Annotated in this window: 7 protein-coding genes; 1 reads left to right on the forward strand and 6 read right to left on the reverse strand. The window is 61.4% G+C overall.

All coding sequences use genetic code 11. The features are described 5' to 3' along the window. The first annotated feature begins 307 nt into the window (after positions 1–307). Positions 308–784, forward strand: coding sequence for a GNAT family N-acetyltransferase (locus DXX3274_RS22425; protein WP_050569891.1), 477 nt, complete (start codon positions 308–310; stop codon positions 782–784). Between the two features lie 71 nt (positions 785–855). Here DXX3274_RS22425 and hutU read toward each other — a convergent pair whose 3' ends face one another. From hutU to DXX3274_RS15830, 6 genes are all read right to left on the reverse strand, one after another. Next, positions 856–2,559, reverse strand: a complete 1,704-nt coding sequence (hutU, locus tag DXX3274_RS15805; protein ID WP_042860588.1) for a urocanate hydratase — start codon at positions 2,557–2,559, stop codon at positions 856–858. A gap of 13 nt (positions 2,560–2,572) precedes the next feature. Beyond that, positions 2,573–4,129 (reverse strand): histidine ammonia-lyase, encoded by a 1,557-nt coding sequence (gene hutH / locus DXX3274_RS15810; RefSeq protein ID WP_042860589.1) that lies wholly within the window; start codon positions 4,127–4,129, stop codon positions 2,573–2,575. Positions 4,130–4,239: 110 nt separating this feature from the next. Further along, complete coding sequence (locus DXX3274_RS15815) at positions 4,240–5,025, reverse strand: ABC transporter ATP-binding protein (RefSeq protein ID WP_039691022.1); 786 nt, start codon at positions 5,023–5,025, stop codon at positions 4,240–4,242. After that, entirely contained in the window at positions 5,022–5,873 is an 852-nt protein-coding gene (locus tag DXX3274_RS15820) for an ABC transporter permease (RefSeq protein WP_042860590.1), read from the reverse strand. Before DXX3274_RS15820 ends, DXX3274_RS15815 begins: the two co-directional genes overlap by 4 nt. A gap of 18 nt (positions 5,874–5,891) precedes the next feature. Next, the gene (locus DXX3274_RS15825; RefSeq protein ID WP_042860591.1) at positions 5,892–6,854 is read right to left on the reverse strand and encodes an ABC transporter substrate-binding protein; all 963 of its coding nucleotides are present in this window, start codon (positions 6,852–6,854) and stop codon (positions 5,892–5,894) included. Positions 6,855–7,401: 547 nt separating this feature from the next. Then, on the reverse strand, positions 7,402–7,691 hold a 290-nt coding region (locus tag DXX3274_RS15830; protein ID WP_152495312.1), incomplete at its 5' end, for a transposase.

The following is a 7,691-nucleotide window of genomic DNA, read 5'->3' on the forward strand; positions in this document are numbered from 1 at the left end:
GACTGGGGTGAGCGACAACGCTGCCGGGAGCAGCGTTGAACGCGGTTTACCGCGGCCCCGAAGGGGCGAGGCCCAGGGATGGGCCGAGTAATGCAGCCAACGTACCTGCGACTTGAAGTATGACGGTATATAAAAAGTGTTATGAATAACAAATCATTACTACAAAACCACACACCGGGCACCATATCATTGTCTTATCCACTTTTGCCCGTGCCGGCTTATACCCAAGCGCATCGGTGCAGACACCGCCGGGTTCAGCGCTATCACGCCCGATAACGGCCACCGCACATTAACCGGGAGAAAGACCATGTTTTCGATCAGAGAAATACAGCCTGCGGATAGCGAACAGGTTATCGCCTTGCATTTCGCCGGCCTGCGGGAAAGCGGCTCGCTGTCTCCTGATACGTCGCTGGACGCCGATTTATACGCCATTGCCGAGCACTACCCTCAACACCGCGCCCGTTTTCTCGTCGCCGTCACGACGGAAACAGCGTCGGAAAAGGTGATTGGCATGGGGGCGATCCGCCTGCTGTCCGACTCGGTTTGCGAGATTAAACGAATGCGGGTGGCCGCCGGGTTTAGGCGGGACGGCATCGCTCAGGCGATTTTGGATCAGCTATTCGCGTTTGCGCAGGGCATCGGCGGCGCCCGATCCATTATTCTGGACACCGCCGAAGCGCAGACCGCCGCCCAGCGTCTGTATGAAAAAAACGGTTTCGTTCTGGATTCCCGCAAAGATATCGGCGGAATAGCGAGCCTGATCTATAAAAAAACCCTGCGGTAGCGCGGCACCTCCGTAGCCGATCACGGTAGAGCGGTCTGCCGACCGCCCTTTTTTAGCGCATGATGTTTACTTCATTCGTGCGGCTTCACCATCGGCAAATTCAGCTGATGCGTCGCCGCACAGGCTTTAGCAACGTCGTAACCCGCATCGGCGTGGCGCATCACCCCGGTAGCCGGGTCGTTCCACAGCACCCGCGCCAGCCGGGCATCGGCCTGTTCGCTGCCGTCGCAGACGATCACCATCCCAGCATGCTGAGAGAAGCCCATGCCGACGCCGCCGCCGTGATGCAGGCTGACCCAGGTGGCGCCGCCCGCCGTATTCAACAGCGCGTTGAGCAGCGGCCAGTCGGACACCGCGTCCGAACCGTCCTGCATCGCTTCCGTTTCCCGGTTGGGCGAGGCCACCGAGCCGCAGTCCAGATGATCGCGGCCGATAACGATCGGCGCTTTCAGCTCACCGTTGCGCACCATCTCGTTGAACGCCAGCCCGGCCAGATGCCGTTCCCCCAGCCCCAACCAGCAGATGCGCGACGGCAGCCCCTGAAAAGCGATGCGCTCGCGCGCCATGTCCAGCCAGCGGTGCAGATGGTGATTATCCGGAAACAGCTCCTTGAGCTTAGCGTCGGTCTTGTAGATGTCCTCTGGATCGCCGGACAGCGCCACCCAGCGGAACGGTCCCTTGCCTTCGCAAAACAGCGGGCGGATATAGGCCGGAACGAAGCCGGGGAAATCAAAGGCATTACCAACGCCTTCATCGAACGCGCGCTGACGAATATTGTTGCCGTAATCCACGGTGGGCACGCCCATGTGGCAAAAATCCAGCATCGCCTGTACATGCACCGCCATCGAGGCGCAGGCGGCTTTCACCACCGCATCCGGGTTGGCGGCGCGCTCTTCCAGCCAACGCGCCACGCTCCAGCCCACCGGCAGATAGCCGTTAAGCGGATCGTGGGCGGAGGTCTGATCGGTGACGATATCCGGCTTCATGCCACCGGCTTTGGCGCGTTTCACCAGCTCCGGCAGCACCTCGGCGGCGTTGCCGAGCAGGCCGACGGAGATGGCTTTCTTCTGCGCGACGGCATCGGCGATCATCGCCAGCGCCTCGTCGATGCTGTCGGCTTTATAATCCAGATAGCGGGTGCGCAGCCGAAAATCGATGCGGGATTCCTGACACTCCACCGCCAGCACCGATGCCCCGGCCAGCACGCCGGCCAGCGGCTGGGCGCCGCCCATGCCGCCGAGACCGGCGGTGAGGATCCATTTACCGCTCAGGTCGCCGTGATAGTGCTGACGGCCGGCTTCGGCGAAGGTTTCATAAGTGCCCTGCACGATGCCCTGCGCACCGATGTAAATCCACGATCCGGCGGTCATCTGGCCGTACATCATCAACCCGGCCTTATCCAGTTCATGAAAGTGTTCCCAGGTGGCCCAGTGCGGCACCAGATTCGAGTTGGCGATCAGCACCCGGGGGGCGTCGGCGTGGGTGCGAAACACCCCCACCGGCTTGCCGGACTGCACCAGCAGGGTTTCATCCGCTTTCAGCTGGCGCAGGCTCGCCAGAATGGCGTCAAAGCAGGCCCAGTTGCGCGCCGCCTTGCCGATGCCGCCGTACACCACCAGATCCTCCGGGCGCTCGGCCACATCCGGGTCGAGGTTGTTCTGGATCATGCGGTAGGCGGCTTCGATCAGCCAGTTTTCACAGTGCAGTTCAGTACCGTGCGGCGCGCGCACGACGCGGGCAACAGAAGAAGTAGTCGAAGAAGAAGAGGTGGTCATGGCAGATTCCTTATCAAACGCGCGCCGGTTCGGCGGCATAACTGGGCAATAATGCGGTGATGACGGACGGCCAGCGCTCACGGCTGGCCCACTGGCGCATCAGGTCAATATCGGTCGCCATCAGGCGGTCGTGGTCCAGAAACGCGACCTGTTCACGTACCTGCGCCAGTTCCCGCTCCAGCAACGGCGAGCTTTTCAGCGGACGATGGAAGTCGATACCCTGCGCGGCGGCCATCGCTTCAATGCCCACCACGGTGGCGGTGTTAAAGCACATGCTGCCGAGACGTCGGGCGGCGTAAGTCGCCATCGACACATGGTCTTCCTGATTGGCGGAGGTAGGCAGGCTGTCCACGCTGCCGGGATGGGCCAGCGACTTGTTCTCCGACGCCAGCGCGGCGGCGGTTACCTGGGCGATCATGAAGCCGGAGTTGACGCCGCCGTCGTTAACCAGAAACGGCGGCAGCCCGGACAGCGTGCTATCGAGCAGCAGCGCCATACGCCGTTCGGAAATCGCGCCGATCTCCGCCACCGCCAGCGCGATGATGTCGGCGGCGAACGCCACCGGTTCGGCGTGGAAATTGCCGCCGGAGATCACCTCGTCGGTTTCCGGAAACACCAGCGGATTATCCGATGCGGCGTTGGCTTCGATGCGCAACACGCGGGCGGCGTGCTGTAGGTTGTCCAGACACGCGCCCATGACCTGCGGCACGCAGCGAATGGAGTACGGGTCCTGCACCCGGCCGCAGTTGACGTGCGACTGCAAAATTTCGCTGTCCATCAGCAATGCGCTGACCGCCGACGCCACCGCAATCTGTCCTTGTTGGCCGCGCGCCTGATGGATACGGGCGTCAAACGGCTTCACCGAGCCTTTGATCGCTTCCAGCGACAACGCGCCGGCCACCAGCCCGGCGGCAAACACTTTCTCGCCCTCGAACAGCCCGCGCAGCGCCAGCGCGGTGGATACCTGGGTGCCGTTGAGCAGCGCCAGCCCCTCTTTCGGCCCCAGCACCAGCGGTTCGACGCCGGCCCGCGCCAGCCCATCGGCCGCCGGGATCAGCGCGCCGTCGACCCGCGCCTGCCCTTCTCCCAGCAGCAGTAGCGACAGATGCGCCAGCGGCGCCAGATCGCCGCTGGCGCCTACCGAGCCTTTCTCCGGAATGCAGGGCATCACCCCGGCGTTGAACAGCGCCAGCAAGGTATCGATCACCTGCAACCGTACCCCGGAATGTCCGCGCGCCAGGCTGATGACTTTGGTCGCCATCACCAGACGCAGCACGTCATCCGGCAGCAGGTCGCCGATGCCCACGCTGTGCGACAGCACCAGATTGCGTTGCAGCTCCGCCAGCCGGTCCGCCGGAATGCGGGTCTGGGCCAACTTGCCAAAACCGGTGTTGATGCCATAGACCACCCGGTCCTGACGGATAATGCCCTGCACCGTTTCCTGCGCCGCCGCAACCGCCGCGCGCGCCTGCGCTTCCAGCGTCAGGGCAACCTCTCCCTGATAAATGGCGCGCAGCGTGGCGAGGTCCACCGCGCCGGGCGTCAGGCAATAGTTTCGGGTTTGTGACATATATCTAATCCTGTATAGACAAGTAGAACTAAAAAAATCCGGCTGACGCATGTTCCATTATCCAGCCGGTACGTATGTCTCATCCTGCATCTCCCCGGCAGACGGGTCGCTCAATGCGCCAGCGCCTGCAGGGTTTCACTGCGAATCTCTTCCGTCACCCGCGCTTTCAGCGCCATAAACTCCGGCGAGGTTTTAAGGGTATAGTCTCTCGGCCAGGGAAAATCCACCGCCACTTCGGTTTTAATCCGCCCCGGCCGGGCGCTGAAAATCGCCACCTTGTTAGCCATAAAAATCGCCTCGTCGATGTCGTGGGTGACAAACAGCACCGTCTTGCGCGACGACTCCCATACCGACAACAGCAGTTCCTGCATCATGACGCGGGTCTGGTTATCCAGCGCGCCGAACGGCTCGTCCATCAGCAGCACTTTCGGGTCGTTAGCCAGCGCGCGGGCAATGGCGGTGCGCTGCTGCATGCCGCCGGAAAGCTGGCGCGGATAGTGGTGTTCGAATCCGTGCAGCCCAACCTGATGCAGATAATAATCGCTGCGTTCACGCTGCTGCGCCTTGCTGATGCCGCGCTCCTGCAAACCGAAACAGATGTTCTCGCGCACCGTCAGCCACGGAAACAGGGTGTAGCTCTGGAACACCATGCCGCGATCGGCGCCGGGGCCGTCCACCAGCGCGCCGTCCAGCCACACCTCGCCGCGGGTCGGCGCATCCAGCCCGGCGATGATGCGCAGCAAGGTCGACTTGCCGCAGCCGGACGGCCCCAAAATGGTGACGAAGTCGTTTTCATGCACCTGATAGTCGATGGGCTGCAGCGCCGGGATCGCCTCCCCGTGCGGGCCGGTGAACACCCGCTCCACCTGACGAATGGTCAGTTTGCTGTATTTCATCGTATGCTCCAGGCGAATAAACGACGGTTGGCGGCCTTGAACAGGAAGTCGGACAGCAGCCCAATCACCCCGATAACGATAATGCCGAAGATGATTTGCCCGGTGTTGAGCAGCGCCTGACTGTCGACAATCATGTGGCCGATGCCGCTCGACGCGCCGATCAGCTCGGCGACGATCACGTAGGTCCAGGCCCAGCCCAGCACCAGTCGCAATAGCTCGGCGATATCCGGCGCGGCGCCGGGGATCAGCACCCGGGTGACCACGCTGCGGCTGGAACAACCGAGCGTATAGGCGGCTTCGACCAGATCGCGGCGGGCGCTGCCGACGCTGACCGCCACCATCAGCACAATCTGGAAGAAAGAACCGATAAAAATCACCAGGATCTTCTGCATCTCGCCAATACCGGCCCACAGGATCAACAGCGGCACGAACGCCGACGCAGGCAGATAGCGGCAGAACGACACAAACGGTTCGAAGAACGCTTCCACCAGTTTATACGCCCCCATCAGGATGCCGAGCGGCACCCCAATCAGCGCCGCCAGCAGAAAACCGGCCACCACACGCATCACCGTCATGCCGATGTCCTGCTGAAAGCCGTAATCGGTAAACAGCAGCACGCCTTCATGCAACATGGTCAGCGGGTCAGCCAAAAAGGTGACGGATACCGCGCCGCTGAACGTCACCAGCGACCACAAGCCGATAAACAGCACGAAGAAACCGATGCCGAGCGTCCAGCGCAGGCGCGTCGATACCGGGCGCAGCGGCACCATCAGTGGGTTATGCACGCGCGTCGGCGCTTCCGGCAACGCCGCCGGGGCTAACGTCGCCGCTCGGGTGAGACTGCTCATGTCCGTCTCCTTCATCGGTTACTTCACGTAGCTGGCGTCATACAGCGCGGAAATATCCGGCTTCTGGCGGATAACTTTGGCCTCCAGCAGCAGTTTGGCCGCCTCCTGACTGAAGGTGGCGATTTCGCCGCTGAAGAAGGCGCGGTTTTGTTCACGGTCCTGCCAACGCAGGTACTGAGCCGACTGGGCGAACTCCTTACCGCTGGATTTCACCGCCGCGCCCATGATGTCGTAGGCTTTGTCCGGCTGGGCTTTGATCATCTCCAGCGCGTCAAAATAGCTCTCCACCAGCGCTTTCCCTACCTGCGGGTGCTGTTGCAGGAACGCGGGCGTGCAACCGAGGGTGTCCATCACCATCGGGTAATCCAGCGTCGTAACCAGAATTTTCCCTTTGTCCGGCTGCTGACGCACGGAGGACAGATAAGGCTCGTAACTCATGGCGGCGTCGTTCTGCCCGGCGACGAACGCCTGCGCCGCGGCCTGCGGCGACAACGTCGCCACTTTTACGTCTTTCAGGCTCATGCCGTTTTTATCCAGAATCCACGCCAGCGCGAAATACGGCGAGGTGCCGGGCGCATCCACGCCGATGGTTTTGCCCTTCAGGTCGCGCACGCTGGCGATACCGTTACGCACCGCCAGTCCGTCAGCGCCATACGATTTGTCGAGCTGGACGATCTGTTTGAGCATCACGCCGCTGGCTGCCCAGGACACGTAGGTTTCCACCGTGGTGGCGGCGCATTGAATCGCACCGGACGCCACCGCCAGATGGCGGTCCTTCTGCGGGATCATTTTCAGATCGACTTTCAGTCCATGCTTTTGGAAAATGCCGGCCTTGTCCGCCAGCGTCAGCGGAGCGAAGCCGGTCCAGCCGGAAATGCCGATAGCCACCGGCGTTTCTTCTGCCTGTGCGGAAACGGCGGCGGCCAGACAAACTGCCATCAACGAGATTTTCCAACCGGTACGACCTGATGCTGTACTCATGTTTCTGCTCCTGTCAGGAAAAGAAAAAGCGATGGACCGCAAGTGTTATAATCTTGTCTATACAAGCAAGGGTCATGCCAGCACGGCGAAACCGGCGAACGGACGGGAAAAACAGCGGAAGCATGCGGCAGGAATGGGCGTAACACCCGGAGGAGGAACGACAGAACGCCCTATAACGGTGCGCCCTGCCCTGTTTTTAGTCATCAAATGGTATTGCGCTGTTTGAGGCTGTTGACAAAACAATTTAAGTATCAGGTGAATGGGTTTTCCGGCGTTAAAACTGTGCTGAGGCGGGCGACTTCGCCGGGTGAGCGACAGGACGTCGCGAAAGCCCGTGCCGCGCCGGACAAAAACGTCGGGAACGTTTTTGAACAGCGTTTACGCTGGCCCGTAGGGCGAACCCCAGTGATGGGGCGAGTAACCGCGTCACGGGTGGCCCGAACAGCGAAGGCAAACGCCGAAGGAACCGCGTCAGCGGCACAGTTTAGCCATCAGCCAGAGGTCAAGGAGAGGCGGCGCTGAGTAACCGTGTTGCCAGTCAAGTATTTCAACTGGCTACCAACCCATAATTCTTGTCATACCGCTGCTGCGTATGCAGCACGCCATAACACAGATGGACCAGTTTCCTCATCGCCGCGCCTATCGCCAGCATCTTTGCCTTGCCTTTTAGCAACAGTCGCTCGTATTGCGCCTTCACATGATGATTGTGACTGATGGCCGCTATCGCTCCCATATACAGCTTTGCCCGGATAGCGGGCGGCCCTATTTTCGACAACCTGGCCCTGCCACGTACCGAGGTGCCTGAACGACGCTCTACCGGGATAACCCCCAGATACG

This window comes from Dickeya sp. NCPPB 3274, from assembly GCF_000406205.1.
GTDB lineage: Bacteria > Pseudomonadota > Gammaproteobacteria > Enterobacterales > Enterobacteriaceae > Dickeya > Dickeya fangzhongdai.

Excerpts from the sequence above, each read along its gene's own strand:
- DXX3274_RS22425 (WP_050569891.1), top strand. The coding sequence starts at position 308 with ATGTTTTCGATCAGAGAAATACAGCCTGCGGATAGCGAACAGGTTATC.
- hutU (WP_042860588.1), bottom strand. The coding sequence starts at position 2,559 with ATGACCACCTCTTCTTCTTCGACTACTTCTTCTGTTGCCCGCGTCGTG.
- hutH (WP_042860589.1), bottom strand. The coding sequence starts at position 4,129 with ATGTCACAAACCCGAAACTATTGCCTGACGCCCGGCGCGGTGGACCTC.
- DXX3274_RS15815 (WP_039691022.1), bottom strand. The coding sequence starts at position 5,025 with ATGAAATACAGCAAACTGACCATTCGTCAGGTGGAGCGGGTGTTCACC.
- DXX3274_RS15820 (WP_042860590.1), bottom strand. The coding sequence starts at position 5,873 with ATGAGCAGTCTCACCCGAGCGGCGACGTTAGCCCCGGCGGCGTTGCCG.
- DXX3274_RS15825 (WP_042860591.1), bottom strand. The coding sequence starts at position 6,854 with ATGAGTACAGCATCAGGTCGTACCGGTTGGAAAATCTCGTTGATGGCA.